The organism is Micromonospora gifhornensis, assembly GCF_016863515.1.
In the GTDB taxonomy this organism is placed as follows: Bacteria; Actinomycetota; Actinomycetes; order Mycobacteriales; family Micromonosporaceae; genus Micromonospora; species Micromonospora gifhornensis.
The window spans coordinates 1-21,579 of record NZ_BOPA01000051.1 but is presented as its reverse complement, the minus strand read 5'-3'; the positions used below and the strand labels follow the sequence as shown (position 1 = coordinate 21,579).

The 21,579-nt window shown below is 69.2% G+C and carries 19 protein-coding genes and 1 pseudogene; 8 read left to right on the top strand and 12 right to left on the bottom strand.

Annotation, left to right across the window (positions count from 1 at the left end; all coding sequences use genetic code 11):
* Positions 1-24: 24 nt before the first annotated feature.
* Positions 25-864, top strand: coding sequence for an SCO4651 family lipoprotein (locus Vgi01_RS27355; RefSeq protein ID WP_102655810.1), 840 nt, complete (start codon positions 25-27; stop codon positions 862-864).
* A 42-nt stretch (positions 865-906) separates the two neighbouring features.
* Here Vgi01_RS27355 and Vgi01_RS27350 read toward each other — a convergent pair whose 3' ends face one another.
* Positions 907-1,869, bottom strand: a complete 963-nt coding sequence (locus Vgi01_RS27350; RefSeq protein ID WP_204292984.1) for a DMT family transporter — start codon at positions 1,867-1,869, stop codon at positions 907-909.
* A gap of 82 nt (positions 1,870-1,951) precedes the next feature.
* Between Vgi01_RS27350 and Vgi01_RS27345 the strand changes: the two genes are divergently transcribed.
* The gene (locus Vgi01_RS27345) at positions 1,952-2,848 is read left to right on the top strand and encodes a LysR family transcriptional regulator (protein WP_204292983.1); all 897 of its coding nucleotides are present in this window, start codon (positions 1,952-1,954) and stop codon (positions 2,846-2,848) included.
* On the opposite strand, the gene Vgi01_RS27340 is transcribed toward Vgi01_RS27345, so the two are convergent.
* The 4 genes from Vgi01_RS27340 to Vgi01_RS27325 form a co-directional block, all read right to left on the bottom strand.
* Positions 2,849-3,544, bottom strand: coding sequence for a DUF624 domain-containing protein (locus Vgi01_RS27340; RefSeq protein ID WP_204292982.1), 696 nt, complete (start codon positions 3,542-3,544; stop codon positions 2,849-2,851).
* A 123-nt stretch (positions 3,545-3,667) separates the two neighbouring features.
* On the bottom strand, positions 3,668-5,311 hold the full coding sequence (locus tag Vgi01_RS27335) for an ABC transporter substrate-binding protein (protein ID WP_204292981.1): 1,644 nt from the start codon (positions 5,309-5,311) through the stop codon (positions 3,668-3,670).
* Positions 5,312-5,359: 48 nt separating this feature from the next.
* Entirely contained in the window at positions 5,360-6,298 is a 939-nt protein-coding gene (locus tag Vgi01_RS27330; RefSeq protein WP_233196539.1) for a carbohydrate ABC transporter permease, read from the bottom strand.
* A complete protein-coding gene (locus Vgi01_RS27325; RefSeq protein WP_239089186.1) occupies positions 6,295-7,278 on the bottom strand; it encodes an ABC transporter permease in 984 nt (327 codons plus the stop codon). Before Vgi01_RS27325 ends, Vgi01_RS27330 begins: the two co-directional genes overlap by 4 nt.
* Positions 7,279-7,573: 295 nt before the next feature.
* On the opposite strand from Vgi01_RS27325, the gene Vgi01_RS27320 reads away from it, so the two are divergent.
* The 3 genes from Vgi01_RS27320 (at position 7,574) to Vgi01_RS27310 (ending at position 11,437) form a co-directional block, all read left to right on the top strand.
* A complete protein-coding gene (locus Vgi01_RS27320; protein WP_102655815.1) occupies positions 7,574-8,605 on the top strand; it encodes a LacI family DNA-binding transcriptional regulator in 1,032 nt (343 codons plus the stop codon).
* An 18-nt stretch (positions 8,606-8,623) separates the two neighbouring features.
* Positions 8,624-9,667: an acetylxylan esterase gene (locus tag Vgi01_RS27315; protein WP_102655816.1), complete on the top strand. Its 1,044-nt coding sequence runs from the start codon at positions 8,624-8,626 to the stop codon at positions 9,665-9,667.
* A gap of 318 nt (positions 9,668-9,985) precedes the next feature.
* Positions 9,986-11,437, top strand: a complete 1,452-nt coding sequence (locus Vgi01_RS27310) for an endo-1,4-beta-xylanase (RefSeq protein WP_204292980.1) — start codon at positions 9,986-9,988, stop codon at positions 11,435-11,437.
* A gap of 170 nt (positions 11,438-11,607) precedes the next feature.
* On the opposite strand, the gene Vgi01_RS27305 is transcribed toward Vgi01_RS27310, so the two are convergent.
* Positions 11,608-12,582 carry an SDR family NAD(P)-dependent oxidoreductase gene (locus Vgi01_RS27305; protein WP_013734583.1) on the bottom strand — a complete coding sequence of 325 codons (975 nt, stop codon included), beginning with the start codon at positions 12,580-12,582 and terminating at the stop codon, positions 11,608-11,610.
* 90 nt (positions 12,583-12,672) lie between these two features.
* Here Vgi01_RS27305 and Vgi01_RS27300 point away from each other — a divergent pair, with 90 nt between their 5' ends.
* The gene (locus tag Vgi01_RS27300; protein ID WP_013734582.1) at positions 12,673-13,581 is read left to right on the top strand and encodes an AraC family transcriptional regulator; all 909 of its coding nucleotides are present in this window, start codon (positions 12,673-12,675) and stop codon (positions 13,579-13,581) included.
* A 101-nt stretch (positions 13,582-13,682) separates the two neighbouring features.
* On the opposite strand, the gene Vgi01_RS27295 is transcribed toward Vgi01_RS27300, so the two are convergent.
* From Vgi01_RS27295 to Vgi01_RS27280, 4 genes are all read right to left on the bottom strand, one after another.
* Positions 13,683-15,296 (bottom strand): RICIN domain-containing protein, encoded by a 1,614-nt coding sequence (locus Vgi01_RS27295; protein WP_239089185.1) that lies wholly within the window; start codon positions 15,294-15,296, stop codon positions 13,683-13,685.
* 185 nt (positions 15,297-15,481) lie between these two features.
* Complete coding sequence (locus tag Vgi01_RS27290) at positions 15,482-16,834, bottom strand: extracellular catalytic domain type 1 short-chain-length polyhydroxyalkanoate depolymerase (protein ID WP_204292979.1); 1,353 nt, start codon at positions 16,832-16,834, stop codon at positions 15,482-15,484.
* A 137-nt stretch (positions 16,835-16,971) separates the two neighbouring features.
* A complete protein-coding gene (locus Vgi01_RS27285; protein WP_199180027.1) occupies positions 16,972-17,142 on the bottom strand; it encodes a hypothetical protein in 171 nt (56 codons plus the stop codon).
* Between the two features lie 102 nt (positions 17,143-17,244).
* A complete protein-coding gene (locus Vgi01_RS27280) occupies positions 17,245-18,351 on the bottom strand; it encodes an L-dopachrome tautomerase-related protein (protein ID WP_204292978.1) in 1,107 nt (368 codons plus the stop codon).
* A 211-nt stretch (positions 18,352-18,562) separates the two neighbouring features.
* On the opposite strand from Vgi01_RS27280, the gene Vgi01_RS27275 reads away from it, so the two are divergent.
* Entirely contained in the window at positions 18,563-19,138 is a 576-nt protein-coding gene (locus tag Vgi01_RS27275) for an STAS domain-containing protein (RefSeq protein WP_204292977.1), read from the top strand.
* Positions 19,139-19,407: 269 nt separating this feature from the next.
* Here Vgi01_RS27275 and Vgi01_RS27270 read toward each other — a convergent pair whose 3' ends face one another.
* Positions 19,408-19,707 carry a BON domain-containing protein gene (locus tag Vgi01_RS27270; protein ID WP_043724991.1) on the bottom strand — a complete coding sequence of 100 codons (300 nt, stop codon included), beginning with the start codon at positions 19,705-19,707 and terminating at the stop codon, positions 19,408-19,410.
* Between the two features lie 243 nt (positions 19,708-19,950).
* On the opposite strand from Vgi01_RS27270, the gene Vgi01_RS27265 reads away from it, so the two are divergent.
* Positions 19,951-20,220: a hypothetical protein gene (locus Vgi01_RS27265; RefSeq protein WP_239089184.1), complete on the top strand. Its 270-nt coding sequence runs from the start codon at positions 19,951-19,953 to the stop codon at positions 20,218-20,220.
* 54 nt (positions 20,221-20,274) lie between these two features.
* On the opposite strand, the pseudogene Vgi01_RS27260 reads toward Vgi01_RS27265, so the two are convergent.
* Positions 20,275-21,373 (bottom strand): annotated as a pseudogene (locus Vgi01_RS27260) (IS630 family transposase).
* Between the last annotated feature and the right edge of the window lie 206 nt (positions 21,374-21,579).

The following is a 21,579-nucleotide window of genomic DNA, read 5'->3' as shown; positions in this document are numbered from 1 at the left end:
CGAATCCGGGAAAGAGGCTGTTGCATGTCAGTGTGGAAGAGGCCCGCGGTGTTGGCGGTCTCCGTCGTCGCGGCCGCGGTGTTGACCGCTTGCGGCGACACGAAGTCCGACGGGGGCGCCGACGCGCCCGCCAGGTCCAGCGCGCTGGAACTGCTCGCCACCGATCTCAAGGGCTCGTTGCAGAAGACGGTCGAGGCCACCGAGAAGAGCGACTCGGTCACCCTGACCGTGCAGGGCAGTGTGGGCGGCGAGAAGATCTCGATGACGGGCGCGGTGGACCTGCGCGACCCGATCAAGGCCGAGCTGACCACCACCAGTTCGGAGAACCAGACCGTCACGGTCCGGATCATCGACGGGGTGATCTTCGTCGAGGTCCCGGCGGATCAGCGGGACAGCATGGACGGCAAGAGCTGGATGAAGATGGACCCAGCCGCGGGCGGCGGGCAGCAGGGCTTGGAGTTCAGCAAGCAGTTGGACGACGTCGACCCGACCAAGCAGGTCAAGACGCTGCTCGCCAGTGAGGGCGTCACGGTCGTCGGCGAGGAGACGCTGGACGGCACCCGTACCGTCCACTACACCGTCACCACGCCGTTGGCGAAGTACCTCGACCAGGTCGACGCCAAGCTGCGTCCGGCCGTCGAAGGGCAGTTGACCGAGCAGGGCGTCAAGGAAATCAAGATCGACCTCTGGGTCGACGAGCAGTACCGGCCGCGACGGGCAGGCGTGGTGATGGGTGAGATGAGCGACCTGACGATCGACTACACCGACTACGGCAAGCCGGTGACCGTCGAGACGCCGCCGGACGCGGAGACCCTCGACCTGGCCAAGATGATCGCGGACATGCAGAACCCGGACAACAACTGACCTCTCCGGGGGCGGTGGGCGAGACCCACCGCCCCCGGCCCGTCAGCGGCGGGTGGCGAGGACCACGCCGGCCAGACAGAGCGCGCCGCCCAGCAGCGCGAGCGGTACCGGCACCTCGCCCAGCAGCATCCAGGACAGTGCGACGGTCACCGGCGGCACCAGGTAGGTGGCCGCGGTGGTGCGCCCGGCAGTCCAGCGGGACAGCACGTAACCCCAGGTGAGGAAGCCGATCGCGGTCGGGAACACGCCCAGGTAGAGCATGCCCAGGGTGGCCGACGTCGGCGCGGCGGCGAGTTCGTCGAGCAGCGCGGGCGTGAACGGCAGCAGGGCGATCGTGCCGGCCAGCGCGCCGAGCCAGGTCATCGTCACCGCGTCCACCCGGGCCAGCAGACGCTTCTGCAGGAGCACGCCGAAGGCGTACAGCACGGCGGCGAGCACCGCCAACGCCACGCCGAGCTGATCGACGTGCCCGGTGAAGCCGGTGGCCGCGATCAGGGCCACGCCGACGAAGGCCACCGCCACCCCGACACCGAGCCGCCCGGTCAGTCGCTCACCCAGCACCAGGGTCGCGGCCACCGCGACCAGGATGGGGGCGACCGCCACCAGCAGCGCCGCGGTGCCGGCGTCGACCAGCCGCTCCGCGCCGTTGAGCGCCACGTTGTACCCGCCGAACCAGGCGACGCCCCAGACCGCGACGAGCCCCAGGGCCGCGCCCCGCGGCCGACGAGTGTGGGCTGGCGCGGTGGATCGCCGACGTCGGGCGGTAAGCGCCACGAACCCGCTCAGCGCGACGGACGCCGCCAGCATCCGGCCCAGCGCCATGGCGCCGGGGGAGTAGTCGTGTCCGGCGAATCTGATGCCGACGAAGGCCGACGCCCAGAGCAGCACAGTGGTCCCGGCGGCAGCGATGACCGGCCAGGAGCGACCTGCTCCGGCCGGCGGGGCGGGCGGCGTCGGGCGCTCGACGTGGGCCCCGGTGGGGGCGGGCATCTCCAGACTGGTCATAGGGCCGATTCTGGTCCCGTCGACATTTCAGTACCAGCGACGATTTCTTCACGACGATTAAGTCCGGCTTTATAGTTGTCCGGTGCTCGACGTTCATCGCCTCCGGATCTTCCGCTCCGTCGTCGCCTCCGGGTCGGTGCAGGCCGCCGCCGTCAACCTGGGCTACACCCCCTCCGCCGTCAGCCAGCACCTCACCGCGCTGCAACGCGAGACCGGCCTCGCCCTGTTCGCCCGAGCCGGTCGCGGCATGCGACCGACCGCCGCCGGGCATGCCCTCGCCGCCGAGGCGGATCGGCTGCTCGCCCGCGTCGGCGAGGCCGAGTCACTGATCGCGGACCTGCGCGCCGGCCGCACCGGCGTGCTCACCATCGCCTACTTCGCCTCCGTCGGCGCCGCGTGGATGCCGTACGTGGTGCGCCGGATCAGCGCCGAACTGCCCGGGGTACGGCTCAAACTGGAGTTGCGTGAGGAGATCCCCAACACCCGGGAGGAACGCGCCGACCTCCAGCTGGTGGTCGCGCCCCGCAGCTTCGACCCGGGCTCCGGCTTCACCGCCCACCACCTCGTCGACGACCCGTACGTGGCGGTGCTGCCGGCCGGTCACCGCTTCGCCGACCAGCAGGAGGTGGAGTTGGCCGCCCTCGCCGAGGAACGCTGGGTGGACAACGACTTCGCCCGCGGCTGGTGCCGGGCCAACCTCATCGAGGCCTGCACCGCGGCCGGGTTCACCCCGACCTTCGGTGTGGAGGCGCACGACTACCCGACCGCACTGGCGTTCGTCGAGGCCGGCATCGGTCCCACGGTGCTTCCCGCGCTCGGCGCGGTGCGGCTGCCCGACGGCGTGACCCGGGTCGGGCTGCTCCGTCCGACCCCGGTCCGGTCGATCCACCTGGTGATCCACGACGCCGTCGAGCACACCCCGGCGGTGCGCATCGCGATCGCCGCGCTCCGGCAGGTCGCTACCGGGTCCGTCCAGTGATCAGTCGCCGTCGGTCCGGGTGAACTCCTGGCGGATGGCGGTGGTCATCGGCTCACCGCCGCGGACCAGGGCCAGGGCCAGCACCGAACCCAGCGCGGCGAGCGCGGCCTCCGAGGTGACCAGGGTCAACACCACCGCCGCGACCAGCAGCAACGCGGTGCCCACCGCCACCGCAGGGGTACGCAGCACGAAGTATCCGGCCAGCCGGAGCACGTCGCGCAGCCGGAAGGCGAACAGCGAGGTGATCACCAGCGCGTTGACCCCGACCACGGCCACCCCGGCGGCGACAAGCATCAGCGGCGCCACCCACCAGCGGGGCAGCCCGACCGCCGTCAGGTTGACCAGGTTGATCGCGAGCAGGGCCAGCCACATCAGCATCGGCACCCAGACCAGCAGTGATCCCACCAGGTTCAACCGGTAGCCGCGCCAGAACAGCCGGGCCGGGTGCAACTCGGTCAGGTCGAGACGCTGATGGTGCAGCGTGTACAGGGCGGCGGACAGGGCCGGGCCGAGCGGCACCGCGCAGACGGCGACCAGCGGCAGGTTGCTCACGTGCCGTTCCAGGGCGAACAACGCGACAAGTCCGGGTGCCGCGCAGACCAGCAGCAACACCTCGACCACCAGCAGCGTGTAGACAAGCGCGGCCACCCGCGACAGCGGCCCCGCACCGAACTCGCGTCGGGTCGCCGTACTCATGACGGCCCTGCCGTGACGGTCCGACCGCGGGGGTACGCGGCGACGGTGATGCGCATCGGTGTCCTCATCGTCCGGTGGTGCGGGGCCGGTCCGGCACCCACCGGAACCGGACCGGCCCCGACATCACTTGTGCTCGTCGCGGTAGCGCTCGTACGCCTTGTTGACCGTGTCCAGGTAGGCGTCCATGTTCTTGCTCTTCAGCTCGGTGACGTAGGCGTCCCACTGGGCGAGGTCACGCTGGCCCAGGGCGAACTGCAACGTCGCCTGGTAGACGTGGTCCTTGAGCGGGGTCTCCCAGAGCGACACCTGCTCGCGCTCCTCGTCGGTCAGCGGGTACGGCGGCGGCGGCGACTTCGGCGTACGGGCGTTCATCACCTTCTGGAACTCCTGCTCCTCGGCGGAGAAGAACGCCTGCACCAGTTCCGGCCTGCCGCCGTAGGCGAACACGCCGTTGGCGAAGCCGAAGTCCTTCTGCAGGTGCTTGGGAGCGCCCGGGTTGAGGCCGATCATGTCGACGTCCTCGGCGAGGCCGGCCTTGCCGGTGGCGTCCTTGACGTAGGTGGTGCCCTCCACGCCCCACCGGGCGAACATCTGACCCTCGTCGGAGTACCAGAGCCAGTCGACGAACTGCATCATCGCCACGAAGTTCTTGCTGTCGCGGGCCTTCGAGGAGATCATCATGCCGTTCTCCAGCCGACTGGCCGGGTTGATCTCCCCGGCCGGGCCGACCGGCAGCGGAATCTTGGTGATCTTCGCCTTCGGGTTGGTCGCCGCCAGGTCCGGCCGGTAGTCGTTCACCAGGGCCTGGGCGTTGCCGCTGATCACGAAGGACTTGCTGTTGGCCAGCTTCTGCCGGGCGAGGTCGTCGGTCTGGGTGAAGCTCTCCGGGTCGAGCAGCTTCTCCGCGACCAGCTTGTTGAGGTACTCCAGGACGTGCCGGTAGTGCTCGGTGGCGGCGGTGTACTCGAACTTCTGCGCGCCGGCGTTCCAGCTGACGTGCTGGAAGTTCCAGCCCGCGCCCTCCAGACCGTGCGACACGGCCAGCAGGTTGAGCAGGTTGCCGGCCGGGTTGGGCTGGCTGTACCGGTCGGAGAACGGGTAGACGTCCGGGTACTTCGCCTTCATCGCCTTGAGCACGGTGTACAGCTCGTCCCAGGTCTTCGGGATCTCCAGGCCCAGCTCGTCGAGGATGTCGGTGCGGACCACCAGGGAGTACTCGTGCCACGGCTTCTCGTGCACGCCGGGCAACAGATAGAACTTGCCGTCGGCCTGGCGCAGCGTGTCCAGCTCAGGCTTCAGGTTCCACTTCTCGATCTTGTCCTTGAGGTTCGGCATCAGGTCGAGATAGTCGCTGACCGGCAGGATCGCCCCCGAGGAGACGTACGCGTGCACGTCCGGCGGATACGTCTTCGGAATGAGCAGCGGCGCGTCACCGGCCCCGATGAGCAGGCTGCGCTTCTGGTTGTAGTCGCTCAACGGCACGGCGACCGGTTCGAGCGTGACGTTAGTGCGTGCCGTCAGCTCCTTCCAGAACAGCCAGTCGTTCTTCAGCGGGTAGTTCGGGTGGTTGTTGTAGAGGACGGAGAAGGAGAGCGGCTCGGTGGCCTTGAACTGCGTACCGGCGGCGTAGTTCTCCATCGCGCCGGCCCGGTTCTCCGACAGGTCCTTCGCGTCGGACGAGTCGTCGCCACAGGCGGTGACGCTGGAAAGGGCGAGCAGCGCGACGGTGGCCACCGCCGCGGTGTGACGCCACGATCTGCGGAACATGGCAGGTCCTTTCGGAACTGGTGGTGGGAGGGTGGGGGTGTTGCGTGCTCAGCCCTTCACCGCGCCGAGCATGATGCCGCGGACGAAGTACCGCTGGACGAAGGGGTAGACCAGCAGGATGGGCAGGGTGGTGAGCACGATCGTCACGGCCTTGAGGGTCGCCTCGGCCTGCACCTCGTTGGCCTCGGAGATGGCGCCGATGTTCTCCGCGCCGGTAGCCCCGGCGATCAGGTTGCGCAGGTAGATGGTGACCGGCCACAGCTCCTGCCGGTCCAGGTAGAGGAAGGCGGCGAACCACGAGTTCCAGAAGGCCACGGCGTAGAACAGCACCATCGTGGCGACGATGGCCTTCGACAGCGGCAGCACGATCCGCCACAGGATGCCGTACGTGTTGAGCCCGTCGACCGCGGCGGCCTCCTCCAGGTCGTTCGGCAGGCTCTCGAAGAACGCCTTCATCACCAGCAGGTTGAACACGTTTATCGCGTTCGGCAGCGCGATGGCCCAGACGCTGTTCTTCAACCCGAGGCTGGTCACCAGCACGTAGTTGGGGATCAGCCCGCCGGTGAAGAACATCGTGAACACCGCGATGCCGACCAGCGCGCTGCGTCCCTTGAGGTCCTTCTTGGACAACACGTACGCGTAACAGGTGGTCATCACGATCGAGATCAGCGTGGCGGTGACCGTGTAGAACACCGTGTTGCGGTAGTTCGTCCAGAACATCGAGTCGGAGAGCACCAACTGGTACGTGTCCAGGGTGAATCCGCGCGGCACCAGGTTCACCTGCCCGGCGATGATGTACGCCTCGTGGCTCATCGACCGGGCCACGATGTTGACGAACGGGTACAGCGTCACCACCACCACGGCGGTCAGGATGATCGCGTTGACCACCTGGAACACCCGGTAACCGCGGGTCTGCTGGATGCCGCGTCGCCGTCGTCGGGGTTCGGGCGTGGGTGCGGTGGCCGGCTCGGCGGCCTCGATGCTCACCACAGGCTCGTCCCCACCGTACGACGGGCGATCAGGTTCGCCGACAGCACCAGGATCAGCCCGATCACCGCCTCGAACAGCCCGATCGCGGCCGCGTAGCTGAAGTTGCTGGACGTGAAACCGACCCGGAACAGGTACGTGGAGATGACATCGGCGGTCGGATAGGTAAGCGGGTTGTACAGCAGCAGGATCTTCTCGAACCCGACCGCCATGAACGTGCCGATGTTGAGGATCAGCAGGGTGACCATCGTCGGCCGGATCCCCGGCAGCGTCACGTGCCAGGTCTGCCGCCAGCGGTTGGCCCCGTCGATGCGGGCCGCCTCGTACAGGTCGTCGTCGATGGTGGTGAGCGCGGCCAGGTAGAGGATGGTGCCCCAGCCGACGGTCTGCCAGACCTCGGAGGACACGTAGATGGTGCGGAACCACTCGGGCCGTTGCAGGAACGGGATCGCCTCACCGTCGCCCGCGCGGACCAGTTGGTTGATCGTGCCGTCCATGGACAGCAGCTGCATGACCATGGCCGCCACGATCACGATCGAGAGGAAGTGCGGCAGGTACGACACCGACTGCACGAACCGCTTGAGTCGGCCGGCGCGTACCTCGTTGAGCAGCAGCGCCAGCACGATCGGCAGCGGGAAGCAGAACAGCAGCGTCAGCGCGCCCAGCGTCAGCGTGTTGGTGAAGACGTTCCAGAACGTCGGGTCGTTGAGGAACATCTTGAAGTACCGCAGGCCCACCCAGTACTCGCCGAAGATGTTGCCGCCGGGCTGGAACCGGCGGAAGGCGATGACGTTGCCGAGCATCGGCAGGTACCGGAAGATCAGGAAGAACAGCAGCGGCAGGATCGCCAGGGAGTACAACTGCCAGTCCCGCCGCAGCGCCCGCCGCCAGGTCCGCCGCGCCGCGCGGGGCAGGCCCGGAGGCGGTACGCCCGGAAGCGGTGGCGCCGGTGGATCGTCGACGGACAGCTGGCTTGTCATGCGCCCCTCCGGTCACGTCCGGGAGGTCGTCCCGACGGCTCCACCTGCTGCTGCGGAGCAACAGCGATCATCGAAAATTTCGGAAATCAGCTCGAAGCTTGTGTCGGGAACCTAAGTGTGTCGATAAATCGATGTCAAGGCCTGGAAATCCGCCTACGCCACTGGCACTGTGGTGCAGGTAAGCGATTGCCTGTCCTCGGTGGCCATCGCCCGAGTCATCGACTGATGTCATCGGCGCTCGGTCCGGGCATGCTAAGTTCTCCGATATTTTCGGGGCCGGGTGGTAGAGGGGCCGATGACTGAGAACCGCTCGGCGGCCGCGCTCGGCGCCACGACACTCGCGACAATCGCCCGGGAGGTCGGCGTCTCCTCGGCGACGGTGTCCAAGGTCCTCAACGGCCGCTCGGACGTGGCGGCCGCGACCAGGGCCCGCGTCGAGGCGAGCCTGGAACGGCACCGCTACCGACGCCGCGCTCGGCGTACCACCGGGGACGGCCAGATCGACCTGGTGTTCCACGAGTTCGGCTCGGACTGGGCGCTGGAGATCATCCGCGGGGTCGAGGCGGTCACCGCCCCCCAGGGGGTGAACGTGGTGCTCTCGCAGCTGGGCGGGGCCCATCGACCGACGCAGCCCTGGTTCGACGCGATGCTCACCCGACGCCCGCTCGGTGTCCTGCTGGTCATGTGCAACCTCACCGACCAGCAGCGCAAACAGCTGCGGCGACAGGCCATCCCGGTGGTGGTGGTCGACAGCGACAGCGCGAGCGTGGCCTCCGGGCCGACCGTCGGGTCCAACAACTGGAACGGCGGCCTGCTCGCCACCCGGCACCTGCTGGACCTCGGCCATCGCCGGATCGCGGTCATCTCCGGCCCGCAGGACGTACTCTGCGCCCGGGCCCGCACCGCGGGCTACCGCTGCGCGCACGAGGAACTCGGCGTACCTGTCGATCCCAGCCTGGTCCGCTCGGGGAACTTCCATCTCGACGCCGGCTACACCCACGGCATCGAGCTGCTGAGCCGACCCGACCGGCCGACCGCGATCTTCGCCGGCTCCGACCTGCAGGCGATGGGGGTGCTGAGGGCGGCCCGGCAACTCGGTCTCGACGTGCCCGGCGACGTCTCGGTGGTCGGCTACGACAACCTGCCGGTCTCCGCCTGGCTCGGCCCCGCGTTGACCACCGTGCACCAGCCGCTTCACGACATGGCCGGCACGGCGACCCAGATGCTGCTCGACCTCGCCCGCGGCGTAGCGCTGCCCACCAGTCGCATCGACCTGGTCGCCGAGCTGGTGGTGCGCGAGAGCACCGCACCGCCACCGCGATCCTGACGACAGCTGCGAGGACCCATGTTCGACCTGCCCCTGGACCAACTGCGGCAGTACGCGCCCACGGTGGCCGAGCCGGAGGGCTTCGACGACTACTGGCGAGGCACCCTGGGCGCGGCGGAGGCGGTGCCGGTGCTGCTCGACGTCCGTCCCGAGCCGACCGATCTGCGCCTGCTCGACACCTGGGACGTGACCTTCGCCGGGTTCGCCGGCGACCCGGTCCGCGCCTGGTACACCCGGCCGGCCGGGGTGGACGAGCCGCTGCCGGTGATCATCGAGTACGTCGGCTACGGGCGAGGTCGGGGCACCCCGCACGAGCGGCTGACCTGGCCCGTCGCCGGGTACGCCCACCTGCTCATGGACGCCCGAGGGCAGTCCGGCCAGTACGGTGTCGGCGACACGGCCGACCCGCACGGCAGCGCGCCCGGTGGCCCGTCGCCGGTGACCCGGGGCATCCTGTCGCCGCAGGGCTACTACTACCGTCGGCTCATCACCGACGCGGTCCGGGCCGTGCAGGCGGCCCGGCTCCTGCCGGCGGTCGATCCGCAGCGGGTGGTGGTGGCCGGCAACAGCCAGGGCGGTGGACTGGCGCTCGCGGTCGCCGGGTTGGCGTCGGGGATCGCCGCCGTGCTCGCCACCGCGCCCTTCCTCTGCCACCTTCAGCGGGCCATCGAGATCACCGACGTCGGCCCGTACGGCGAGATCGCCGGCTACCTCGCCGTCCATCGCGAGGCCGAGGCGGCGGTACGACACACCTTGTCCTATGTGGATGTCGCCTGCCTGGTGCGCCGGGCCACCGCCCCGCTGCACCTGGGCGTGGGGCTGCGCGACCGGGTGTGCCCGCCGAGCACGGTGTTCGCCGCCTACCACCAGTACGGTGCCGCCAACGGCGGGTCGGTGCCGCAACGGAGCCTGCACGTCTACCCGTTCAACGGGCACGAGCACGGCGAAGCGGTGCACGTACGCCGGCAACTGCGCTGGCTCGCCGACCTGCTGGCTGATCGGCCCGGCGCGCCGCAACCGGATGGCGCGGCCCGGCCGGTGCAGCCGGCGGTCGCCGGCTGATCGGCGGCCGACTCGCGCGGACCGAAACTTTCGGTCCGCGCGGTCGATGCCGGCCGGCTGCCAACTCTGGTCAACGGCCGTCGGAGTCGCGGCGCGGTGGGCCGTGTCGTTGCCGAGAAGACCGTCAGGCACGTTGAGCTTACGGACGGGTTTCGATACTGTTTTCGATAGAACAGCTCCGATCTACTCACGATGGCCGGCTGAGTGCACCGGCCTGCGCGTCAACCGGGCGACCGCGCAGGTGACGGAAGGCCATCGTGTTGGGCGGTAGTCGGAGCCGGCTTTCCATCAGCACGGCTTCGTCGAAAGGCTCATGCCATGAACAACGCGTTCGCCCGCGCCAGCGGGCGTCCCGCGACCCGACTGCGATCACGCCCCGCGCTGATCTCGGCCGTGGTCGGTCTCTCCCTCGTCGCCACCACCGTGGTGGTGACGGCCTCCAGTGCCAGTGCGGGGACCACCCTGGGCGCCGCCGCCGCGGAGAGCGGCCGGTACTTCGGGGCCGCGGTCGCGGCGCACAAGCTCAACGACAGCGTCTACACCGGAATCCTCAACCGTGAGTTCAACTCGATCACGGCTGAGAACGAGATGAAGATCAACGCCCTGGAGCCGCAGCAGGGTGTCTTCTCCTACGGCACCGCGGACCGGATCGTCAACCACGCCCTCTCCCGGGGCTGGAAGGTCCGGGGCCACACCCTGGCCTGGCACTCGCAGCAGCCCGCCTGGATGGAGCGGATGGAAGGGCAGCCGCTGCGCGCGGCCATGCTCAACCACGTCACCCAGGTCGCGACCTACTACCGCGGCAAGATCGACTCGTGGGACGTGGTGAACGAGGCGTTCGACGACGGCAACAGCGGCGCCCGCCGTAACTCCAACCTCCAGCGCACCGGCGGAGACTGGATCGAGGCCGCGTTCCGGGCCGCCCGCGCCGCCGACCCGGGCGCCAAGCTCTGCTACAACGACTACAACACCGACAACTGGACCTGGGCGAAGACCCAGGCCGTCTACAACATGGTGCGGGACTTCAAGCAGCGCGGTGTACCGATCGACTGCGTGGGCTTCCAGTCGCACTTCAACGCCCAGTCGGCGTACAACAGCAACTACCGCACCACGCTGTCCAGCTTCGCCGCCCTCGGGGTGGACGTGCAGATCACCGAGCTGGACATCGAGGGCTCCGGCAGCCAGCAGGCTGACACGTATCGCCGGGTGGTCCAGGACTGCCTCGCGGTGCCGCGCTGCAACGGCATCACGGTCTGGGGCATCCGGGACAGCGACTCCTGGCGTTCCTACGGCACGCCGCTGCTGTTCGACAACAACGGCAACAAGAAGCAGGCGTACAACGCGACGCTGGAGGCGCTGAACGCCGGTGGCACCACCCCGCCGCCGACCACTCCGCCGCCCACGACGCCTCCGCCGACCACCCCGCCGCCGACCACTCCGCCGCCCACGACGCCTCCGCCGACCACCCCGCCGCCGTCCGGTGCCTGCACCGCGACGTACACGCTGGACACGTGGAACGGTGGATTCGTCGCCCACGTGCGGGTGACCGCCGGCTCCAGCGGTCTCAACGGCTGGGCGGTGAACATGACACTCCCGGGTGGCACCTCGGTGACCAACTCGTGGAACACCCAGGCGAGTGCCAACAGTGGCGCCGTGACCTTCCGCAACGTCGGCTACAACGCCAACGTGGCACCGGGCACCACTACCGAGTTCGGGTTCCAGGGCACGGGCTCCGCCCCCTCCGGCACCCCCACCTGCAACGCCAGCTGAGTTGAAAGGAGGGGCCCCTTCCTAACGCCTCGTGCATAGGAAGGGGCCCCTTTTAACGCCTCAATCACTCCCGGCCAGTGCAAACGCGCGTGACGGGTGACAGCCGACCGATGGCCCGGGTAAGCGCGTGGCCTTGGGCGTGCACGTCTCCGGCCGCTGGTGGGGCAGGGCTATCCGCGTCCGAGAGACGCCAGGGCCTGACTTGCGTACGCCCAGAGGCGATCGGCGGCGGCCGGGTCAACCGCGTGCGCGGCGACCCCTCCAGTGGCCTCCGGGCCGCCGGCCACGACGTCGGCCTCCTGGTTGTCGTCAAAGTACCGGCCGGTGACGCCCTCGACCAGCGGCGACGCTGCCAGCAGCACGCTGGTGGCCGCGCCCTGGGCGGGTGTCTTGAAGTAGGGCTGTTCGATGCGGTTGCCCGCCTCGTCCATCGCCCCGAACGCGCGCAGCGTCTCGTCGTCCATGTGGCGTTGAAGGTTGGTCGTGATGAAGCCGGGGTTTAGCGCGTTGGCGGTGATCCCATCTGTGGCCCAGCGTCGGGCGATGCCGACGGCGAGCAGTACCTCGGCGGTCTTGGACCGGCCGTACGCGGCCCAGCGGTCGTAGGGCTGCCGCTCGAACTGCGGGTCGTCGAAGTCGAAGGCCTCCCGCAGGTGCGCCCCGGAACTCACCACCACCACCCGCGCCGAGCCGGCGACTCGCAAGTTGTCGTGCAGGCCGCGAGCGAGGGCGAAATGGCCGAGATAGTTCGTACCGAGCTGAAGTTCCCAGCCCTGCGGAGTCAGCTGCCGGGTCGGGATCGCCATGACCCCGGCGTTGGCCACCAGGGCGTGCAACGGCCCCTCCCAGGCCGCGACAAAGGCATCGACCGAGGCCAGGTCGGCCAGGTCGAGACCGGCAGCCCGTACGGTGCCGGGGCCGGATCCAGCGAACTCAGCCACCAGCTCGTCGGCGGTCGCCGGATTGCGGGTGGCGACGGTGACCTCCGCTCCGGCCCCGGCCAGGGCGCGGACCGTCTCGGTGCCGATGCCGGAGGCGCCGCCGGTGACGATCATCCGACGACCGGTGAGGTCGACGCCGTCGAGGACCTCGGTGGCGGTGGCGCGGGCGGTGAACGGGATGCTGACTCGGGTGTGGGCTGTCATGACCTCCACGCTATGAGCGGAGGCCCTGGACTGTCCGTAGTCTAGGATCCATCACTCTTTAGTAAGCGTCCAGGAGCAGTAGGGGAGACCGTGGATCCGTTGGAGGAGGTGCTCGCGCTCGTCCGCGCGACCAGCCACCTGTCCACGGCCGTGGCGGCCGGCGGTCGCTGGGCCATCCGCTTCGACCCGCCGGCCGGCGTCAAGTTCAACGCCGTCCGACACGGCAGCTGCCTGCTACGGGTCGACGGCGTGCCCGAGCCGGTCGGTCTGGCCGAGGGCGACTGCTTCCTCCTGACCAGGCCGCTGGGTTTCACCCTGGCCAGCGACCCGGACACGCCGCCCGAACCGGCCGGGCCCATCTTCATGGCGGCCGTCGACGGCGTGGCCCGGGCCGGCGCGGGCAACGACGTCTTCGTCATCGGTGGCGCCTTCTCCTTCAGCGAGCGGGCCCGTGCCCTGCTGCTGGACCTCCTGCCGCCCGTCATCCACGTGCCCGCCGCGACGCCGGAGGCCGCAACCGTACGCTGGGCGATCGGGGAGATCGAAACCGAGCTGCGGTCGGCGCCGCTGGGCGGCACGCTGGTCGCCGAGCACCTCGCCCTGGTCATGCTGATTCGGACCCTGCGCCTGCACCTCGCCCAGGGCCGCGGTGCCGGCTGGCTGGCCGGCCTGGCCGAGCCGGTGCTCGCCCCCGCGCTGCGGGCGATGCACGCCCACCCCGCCCATCCGTGGACCGTGGCCGAACTGGCCCGGGTCGCTGCGGTCTCCCGGTCCACGCTTGCCGCACGGTTCAAGGAGGTCGTCGGCCAAGGCCCGCTGGAGTACCTCACCCGCTGGCGGATCGAACTCGCCGCCGACCGAATCCGCCGCAGCGACGACACACTCTCCAGCATCGCCCGCGCGGTCGGATACGGCTCGGAAAGCGCGCTCAGCGTCGCATTCAAACGCATCACCGGCCTATCCCCCCGCACCTACCGCAGCCTCCCCGCCCCGGCGTGACCACCCCCGCGATCTTGCACTTTCGGTCGGGGAACAACGGGCGTATGGCCCATGTCGGCGACCAGAAGTGCAAGATCGCGGGGGCGGTGTGGGGAGAGCGGTCAGCAGCGGTTGATTGACGCGTTGTTTAGGGCCACGTTGCTGATCACCAGGTTGGCTGTGCAGGGGCTTTCCAGGATCCGGCTGTTGACCAGGGTGAAGTTGCGCAGGGTGATGTCGCGGTTGCCGGGGAACTCGCTGCGTGCGGCCAGCCGCACCTCACCGCCACCGCTGATCGTGCCGCCACCGGCGGCGACGTCCACCCCGTAGCAGTTCTCGATGAGGATGGCGTTGTTGCCGGTGTTGGCGATGTCCACCCGGTTGACCGCCAGGCCGCCGGACTCCGAGACGCAGAAGATGCCCCGACCGCCGCCGCGCGCCCGTACGGTGCCCACCCGGATGTTGATCGGGTAACCGGAGTTGATCCGGCCGGCCCGGTTGGCGATCCGGAACGCCGCGTACCCGGTACCGGAGCCGGCGTTCTCCGCGTCGACAGTGGTCACGGTGGCGTTGATGGTCTCGTTGAGCAGCAGTCCGGACTCGCCGACGTTGCGGGCCGTCACCGTGCCGATGGTCAACCCGTCGACGCCGTACGTCTCCACGGCGTGCGCGCGGGCACCCGAGACGTACACGTTGTCGATGCGGATGTTGCGGCTCCACTGGCTGGTGTCGCCCCGGTTGTCGATGCGGATCCCGAGCCCGCTGGACAGCCGCATGTCGATCTGACCGAGGATGACGTTGCTGACGTTGCGCATGAAGATGCCGTACAGCGGGGTGCCGGTGACGTTGAGGTTCTGCACCTCGACCTGGGTGGTGCCGCGCGAGTAGATCGGCGCCTGGTCGCCGCTGCCGGAGCCGGTCACGTTGATCGTGCCGCACACGTCGATCGTGGTGTAGCTGGGCAGCGAGATCCGGGAGCCTGCGCTGATCGAACCGGAGCCGCGTACCACGACCCGCTGCTTGCTGGTCCGGCCGGAGTTGAGGCTGTTGATCGCGGCCTGCACGGCCTCCCGCATGTCGCCGCCGGTGTAGACGGTCGTGCCACCGTTACGGGAGGTCCAGGTGCCACCGTTGAGCACCGCCTCGGCCTGGAAGCTGCCACTGCCGCAGCCACTGCCGCTGCCGCCGCCGAGGGTGATCAGCCGCCACTGCTGATTGGCACCGTTGACGTCCTGGTACTGCGAGATCATCGCCCCGTCGGCGGTGGACCAGCCCCACAGGTCGAGCGCCTTGTTGGAGTGCCGGTTGATGAACCGGACATGACCGCCGTCGGAGTCGGCCAGCCGGAAATGCTGCCGGGTGTTGCCGCCGGCCGAGGTGTTCTGCACCAGCTGTACGCCGTCGTTGGCGTTGGGCAGCTCAAGGACCTTTCCGCTGTGCACCGACCGGATCTGGTAGTAGCCGCTGCCGACGTCGACGAAGCGCCACTGCTGCACGGCGGCGTCGTTGCGGGTGAACTGGTTGATCGGGGCCTGGTCGGCGGTGGACCAGTTCCACACGTCCATCGCCTTGCCGCTGTGCCGGTTGACGAAGACGTACGTGGCGTTCGGGTCGACGGTGGCGGCCTGCGCGGGGCTCGGCGCGGCGATGGCCGTACCGGCGGCGACAAGCACCAATGTGCTGGCGGCGACCAGCCATCGGGGCGTACGCCGGGGTGTTGTTGTCCTGGACGGCATGTGAGCTTCCTTTCCGGACGGACGGGTGGTGGTGAAGGGGGGCGAGGCACCTGCCAGGGTAAGCGCTTTCCTGAACGGCGCGAGTCGGGTCCCGACCAGCGACGTGTCGAGGTGCCGGTGCTCACGGACAGCGGACCCGTACCGCCGCCCCACGGCGTGCCTCCGTGGGGCGGCGGCCTACCGGATCATCTGGGGGAGTCGTAGCAGGAGCGGCCGTTGAGCATGAACGCTCCCGGCTTACCGGCGTCTCCGGTGTGGTTGGCCTGGAACCCGATCGTCGTCGAGGTCTTCGGCGCGATGGTGCCGTTGTAGGAGACGTTCTGGGCGGTCACCGCCCCGGAGGTCGGCGAGTACGTGGCGTTCCAGCCGTTGGTGATGGTCTGCCCGCCGGGCAGGGTGAACGCCAGGCTCCAGCCGTTGATGGCGGTACTGCCGGTGTTGGTGATCTGCACCGAGGTGGTCAGCCCGGTGTTCCAGGCGTTGACCTCGTAGTGGACCTCGCAGGCCCAGTCCGGCGGCAGGGTCGGCGACGTCGTGGGGGTCGGGGTCGGCGACACCGGCGGCGGAGTCGGAGTCGGGGTGGGGGTCGGCGTAGGAGTCGGCGTGGGCGTGGTGGACGGGTTGTTCAGACCGAAGAAGCGGATCGCCTGTGTGGCATCGACCGGCAGGTTGTGCGACACCCCCTGCATGCTGATCGCCTCAACCGACGCGAAGTTGCCGGAGCCGCCGTAGCGGGTGCGGGTGTAGCCGGCCTGCGGGCTGTCAGTCACGGTGGGGGTCTGGCTCAGCCCGTGCACGTTGGTCCACTGCTTGATCTGCTCGCCGAAGTTCGGGTAGCGCAGGATGTCGTCATTGGTGCCGTGCCAGGTCTGCATCCGCGGACGCGGGCCGTTGTAACCGGGGTAGGCGTTGCGCACCAGGTCACCCCACTGCTGGGGAGTACGGCTGATCTGCCCGTTGGCGCACTGGCTGTTCCACTCCGAGCCGTTGGTGGTGGCGAAACAGCCGAACGGCACCCCCGCGAAGGCGGCGCCGGCGGCGAAGACGTCGGGGTAGAGCCCGAGCATCACGTTTGTCATCATCGCCCCGGACGACACGCCGGTGGCGAAGATCCGGGACGGGTCGACCGAGTAACGCGACCGAACGTGGTCGACCATCGACATGATGCCCACCGGGTCACTGCCACCGCCGCGGCGTAGCGCCTGCGGCGAGTAGACGTCGAAACACTGGCTGCTGCGGGTCACCGACGGGTAGATGACGATGTAGCCGTACTGGTCTGCGAGGGCGGCGAACTGAGTGCCCGAGTGCAGGGCCGGCCCGGTGCCGGTGCAGTAGTGCATCGCGACCAGCAGGCCCGGTCGCGGCGCGACCCGATCCGGCACGTAGAGGTACATGCGCAGGTTGCTGGGGTTGGCGCCGAAGTTGGTCACCTCGGTCAGGGTGGCCGCCGAGGCCGGGCTCGGGATCGACAGCGCGGCGAGCGTCGTCAGGGCGATGGCCGTGAACGCGGCCCAGCCGAGTTTGATCGCTTTCTTCATGGGCAGGATGTCCTCCGGACGGATGTGTACAGGGGGGTGTTCCGATCGAGGCTGCCCGGTGCCCGATCTCGTCCGGCTCAAGAACATTGATGATTATCAGTCTTGAGGGTGCGCGGTGACAAGCCGCGCCATGCTGGTCACTGATCGTCGTCGACCACCTCGGTCTCGTCGTCGTGGGTGAACCGCACCGACAGGTGCTCGTCGGGCTGCGGCGCCTCCGCCAGGGTGTGGTGCGGATCGCCGTCGGGGGAGAAGAGCACCCGATCGGTCTTGCGGGTCTTCTCCTGGTCTTCCTCCGGCTCGGTCACCGGCCCACTCCTCACCTCGGGGTCACGTCCCACCGACGCTATGCGGGCACCGGTGGGCGCTCGCCCCGGCCGGCGCAACCACCACCCGTTCGAGGGGCCGGGTCAGGGCCGCAACAGGACCGGGCCGGCGTCGATGCGCGTCCGGAACAGGGCGTACGGCTTGCGCCGCAGGTCCCGGCCGCGGTTGAAGGGGGGCTGCCGGTGCACCTGGTTGGCGATGACGTACAGGTGCCGGTCCCTGGCCACACTCAACGTGTCGGGCCACAGCAGGCGCGGATCGTGGACGACCGTCTCGTACTCGCCGTCGGGGCGTCGCCGCAGGATCGCGTTGTGCTCGTAGTTGGTGAGGTAGAGTCGCCCCGCGTCGTCGGATTCGAGGCCGTCGGAACCGCCACCCTTGTCGCCCTCGTCGCGTACGGTCGCGGCCACCTCGTCCTCGTCGACGCTCCGGTCGGCGAGCGCGTCCGTGGCCACGCTGAACCAGCGGCGCGAGGCGAGCGCGCAGTAGTACAGCCGGACGCCGTCGGCGGAGATCGCGATGCCGTCCGCGCCCACGCCCACCGGCTGCGGCGGCCCCTGCGGCGGTCGGACCAGGAACGGCCGACCCTCCACCACCGGGCGGAAGTTCACAAGCGACTCCGCCTTGGTGGACGGGTGGTCGTTCAGCCGCCGCCACGAGGTGCCGCTGGCCAGGTCCACCACGATGATCGCGTTCGGCGCGCCGTCCGCCGAATCGGTGATGTACGCGATCCCCGCCGTCCCCCGCCGCAGATCGAAGCGCACGTCGTTGAGGTACGACGTGGGCAGCGCCACGTCGGGCGGGAAGGTGATCACCTGGGCGACGGTGTTGGTGTTGAGGTCGATGCGTACCAGCTTCGGCCCGCCGGGAACGGTGGGCTGGAACATCGGGCTGCCGGTGTCGAGCACCCAGAGCCGGTCGACGGGATCGACCACCACACTCTGCACCGACACGAACGCCGATGCGTCATCGTTGCCGGCGGGGGAGTTCCACCGCAGGTCGGGATAGGGCACCTCGCGGTTGTGGCGCAGCTCCACCACGGTCGCCGGCACCTCGTCGCCCCAGCGGGGAAAATTGACGAAGATCCGCCCGCGGTGCGAGACGGTCACCCCGGTCGGCATCGGCCCCCGGAATCGGTGTACGACCTCCAGCGTGCCGACTGGTTCATCGGTGGGCAGTCCGGTCCGCATCCTTCGACCTCCTGTCGCACACAGTGATATTTCCGTACCTCACTGTCATAGTCCCAGATCAACGGTGTCGCGGCAGTCGGCGGTCAGCCATCCGACCCGACGCCCACCGGAAGTCGATTCGTCACCCAACCGTCATGTGTCCGCGCGGTGCCCGCCACCTGGCCCGTGCAGGGTGGGTGGCCGATCATCACGACGTGGGAAGGAGCCCGGTATGGCCGTCGTCCTGGCTGCCCAACTGGCCACCCTGACCTGTGACAACTGCGGGGACAGCGTCACCGGTACGCGTCCGCTCGCCGACGGCGAGGTCGTCTGGACCCTGCTGTCGGAGCACGGCTGGGGCGGATCCCCGCTGGCCGACGGTCCCCACCGGTGCGCCCACTGCATCCGGTTCGGCCCGACGCCCGGCACCCCGCCCGGCGGCATCCTCGGCATCGAGCACCTCGGCGGCGTCACCGTGGTGACCACCGCCGGCGACGTGGACCTCGACACCGGCGACACCCTGCGCATGGCGCTACGACACGCGGCCGACATGGGCGGTCACGTGCTGGTGGATCTGGTGCGTACCGACCTGATCGACTCCATCGCCCTCGGCCTGCTCGTCCGCGCCCACCACGACGCCGTCGAACGCGGCGCGCGGTTCTGCGTCGCGGTGACGTCGCCGCTGATCCGCCAGGTCCTGCAGGTCACCGGCCTGCACGACGTGCTCACCGTGGCGGACACCCGCACCGCGGCCCTCGCGTACCTGGCAGCCGACCGGAACGCCGCCCCCACCACCGCCGCCTCCTGACCCGGCCCCCACCCGACCCTGCGGCCCGAGGCACGCCCGCCCGCCCGGCACCACCCCCACGCCCCGCACGGCGAGCCCACGCTGCGGCGATCTTGCACTTTCGGTCGCCTTTTTGCGGCTTATCGCGGGATCTGCCCCGTCGAGAAGTGCAAGATCGCGTGGGTGCGTGGGTGCGTGGGTGCGTGGGTGCGTGGGTGCGTGGGTGCGTGGGGGGTGAAGTCCGACCCGCTCGCGCTCGCCGGTGCCGGGCGGCGCGAGCGGGTCGAAGTTCAGCGACGGCCGCGTCGATGCCCGGCAAGTCGGAGGGCGTTGCAGACATCCGCAACGCCCTCGACGTCCCAGGCCAACTCGCCGGCGGCCCGCCGGGTCTCCGCGCCGGCGACCAGACCGGTGAGGATCACGACGCGGTTCTGCACCATTACTGTGATCTGCTGACGACGGGTGCTCCAGTCGGCGCTCAGTCGCTGGGCGACAAGTGCGGCGAGACGGACATCCTCGTCATGGTCCTGCGGCGCGTCCCACAGTGCGCGGAACGAATGATCGTCGGGCATCGGCCAGGGCCACGGCATCACCACAGCGGTCTCCTTCGTCGTCGAGGTCGGCAACCCGACGCGCCGTCCCGATCGGTGACCACCTTGCGCAAGGACCTTGGAGTCGACCGCACGGTTGGATGACATTTGCGTGACAGATCACCGGCACCCGGCGGTCACCACGGGAAGGCAGGTGGCGGGTCGTCATCGAGGCGGTCTGCGGCTAGCTAGTGCCGTGACCGTGAACGTTCACGGTGTCGAGCGGACGGTAGCCTCGGCGCGGTGACGGAGGACGACTTCATGATCGGGCTTAGCCGGGACGAGGCGTTGGTGTTCTCAGACTGGCTTCACCGGATGATGGGCACTGCCGATTTCGACGAGTTGGTCGATCGCGATCGTGCGGTGTGGTCCCCGCTGTATCGCATCTCCGGGACGTTGGAGACCTCGCTGGCGGAGGTGTTCAGGCCGGACTATCCCGTCCGATTGCAGGAGGCGAGGAATCGGCTACTGGATGCGCTTGGCGAGGTGGGGCGACCAACCGGCGAGGCCTGATGCTCGGGCAGCAGATGCAGTGCCGTAACCACCAACGTGTCGGAGTGTTGGGGTTCAAGCTGCGCGGGTGGTGGGGTGGCCCCAGCGTCGTTGGCGTTCGCTGCGAATGCGGGCGCGTTCGCGGCGTTGGGCGGCCAGGACGTCGGGGTGGCGGGCGTTCGTGTTGCGCCACCGCAGGTAGGCCTGCAGCTTTCGGGTCAGCGCGGGGTGGTTGCGGTGGTGGGATCCGGCGATGACGAAGGTGCGTAGCGGTCCGAACTGGGCTTCGATCGGGTTGGCCCAGGAGGCGTAGGTCGGGGTGAAGCAGAGTTCGACCTTGTTGCGGGCCGCCCATGCCCGGATCTTGCGGCCTTTGTGCGCGGACAGGTTGTCCAGGATGACGTAGATCGGTGCCCCGTCCGGGCGGGCTGCTCGGATCGACTTGAGTGCGGCGAGGGTGTTCGCGGCGCTCTTGCGGCGCCGGACGGCGCCCCAGAGTTGGTCGTCGCAGACGGAGTAGCAGCCGTGGAACTGCCGGACGCCGTGCAGCTTGTGGTAGTTCGCTGGCAGCCGGTGCGGATGGCCGAGGGCGCCTACCCCGTGCGGGCCTGGGGGCGGATCACGAGGGGCCCGAACTCGTCGAAGGCGAACACGCGTTGCGGGAAGTGGCTGGTGACGTACTCGATGCGGGCGAGTTTGGTGTCCCGCTGCGGGTCGGTGGACTCCTTCCACGTCTTGGTCCGTTGGAAGGTGATCCGGTGTCGGTGCAGGATCTGCCGCAGTCGCTCCCGCCCAATCCGGACCCGGCGGCTGGCGTGCAGGTGCAGGTGGTCGGCGAGCTTGCGGATACTCCAGCGGGTGAACGCCGCCCCAGCTTCTCGGGGCGGGTGTGGGCCGTCTCGACGATGAACTGCTCCTCGTCGCTACTGATCCGGCGGGGGCGGCCACCCGCCCACTGAGGGTCCAGGCTGGCCATCCCCATCTCGTTGAACCGGTGGATAACCTGCCGGATCGTGGCCTCATCGGCCTGCACCAGGCGGGCGATCGCCGGCACGGTGTTCCCACCGGCCGAAGCGAGCACGACCATCGCCCGCCGCAGCCGGATCGCCGAACCGGTTCCCCGGCGAGTGATCCGCAGCAGCTGCTGACCTTCCTGATCACTCAGCCGCCGCACACGTACAACCGTGAACGTTCGTGGTCACGGCACTAGCCAGAGCACGAACGTGCTGCCCGTACGAGCGACGCTGCCGAGTCTTGGCGACGGGTCGGACGACTACGGTGCTGCTTCTTCGTGGCTCGCGCTACAGGCAGGGCTGCTGGAGGTGACGGGATGTCCGCCTGGAGCGGCTCTCTTCGTGTCGGATAAGCAACGCACTAAGA

Coding starts and splice junctions, on each gene's coding strand:
- Vgi01_RS27320 (WP_102655815.1), top strand. CDS start 7,574: ATGACTGAGAACCGCTCGGCGGCCGCGCTCGGCGCCACGACACTCGCG.
- Vgi01_RS27310 (WP_204292980.1), top strand. CDS start 9,986: ATGAACAACGCGTTCGCCCGCGCCAGCGGGCGTCCCGCGACCCGACTG.
- Vgi01_RS27280 (WP_204292978.1), bottom strand. CDS start 18,351: ATGCGGACCGGACTGCCCACCGATGAACCAGTCGGCACGCTGGAGGTC.
- Vgi01_RS27325 (WP_239089186.1), bottom strand. CDS start 7,278: ATGACAAGCCAGCTGTCCGTCGACGATCCACCGGCGCCACCGCTTCCG.
- Vgi01_RS27355 (WP_102655810.1), top strand. CDS start 25: ATGTCAGTGTGGAAGAGGCCCGCGGTGTTGGCGGTCTCCGTCGTCGCG.
- Vgi01_RS27315 (WP_102655816.1), top strand. CDS start 8,624: ATGTTCGACCTGCCCCTGGACCAACTGCGGCAGTACGCGCCCACGGTG.
- Vgi01_RS27290 (WP_204292979.1), bottom strand. CDS start 16,834: ATGAAGAAAGCGATCAAACTCGGCTGGGCCGCGTTCACGGCCATCGCC.
- Vgi01_RS27295 (WP_239089185.1), bottom strand. CDS start 15,296: ATGCCGTCCAGGACAACAACACCCCGGCGTACGCCCCGATGGCTGGTC.
- Vgi01_RS27275 (WP_204292977.1), top strand. CDS start 18,563: ATGGCCGTCGTCCTGGCTGCCCAACTGGCCACCCTGACCTGTGACAAC.
- Vgi01_RS27350 (WP_204292984.1), bottom strand. CDS start 1,869: ATGACCAGTCTGGAGATGCCCGCCCCCACCGGGGCCCACGTCGAGCGC.
- Vgi01_RS27305 (WP_013734583.1), bottom strand. CDS start 12,582: ATGACAGCCCACACCCGAGTCAGCATCCCGTTCACCGCCCGCGCCACC.
- Vgi01_RS27340 (WP_204292982.1), bottom strand. CDS start 3,544: ATGAGTACGGCGACCCGACGCGAGTTCGGTGCGGGGCCGCTGTCGCGG.
- Vgi01_RS27270 (WP_043724991.1), bottom strand. CDS start 19,707: ATGCCGTGGCCCTGGCCGATGCCCGACGATCATTCGTTCCGCGCACTG.
- Vgi01_RS27335 (WP_204292981.1), bottom strand. CDS start 5,311: ATGTTCCGCAGATCGTGGCGTCACACCGCGGCGGTGGCCACCGTCGCG.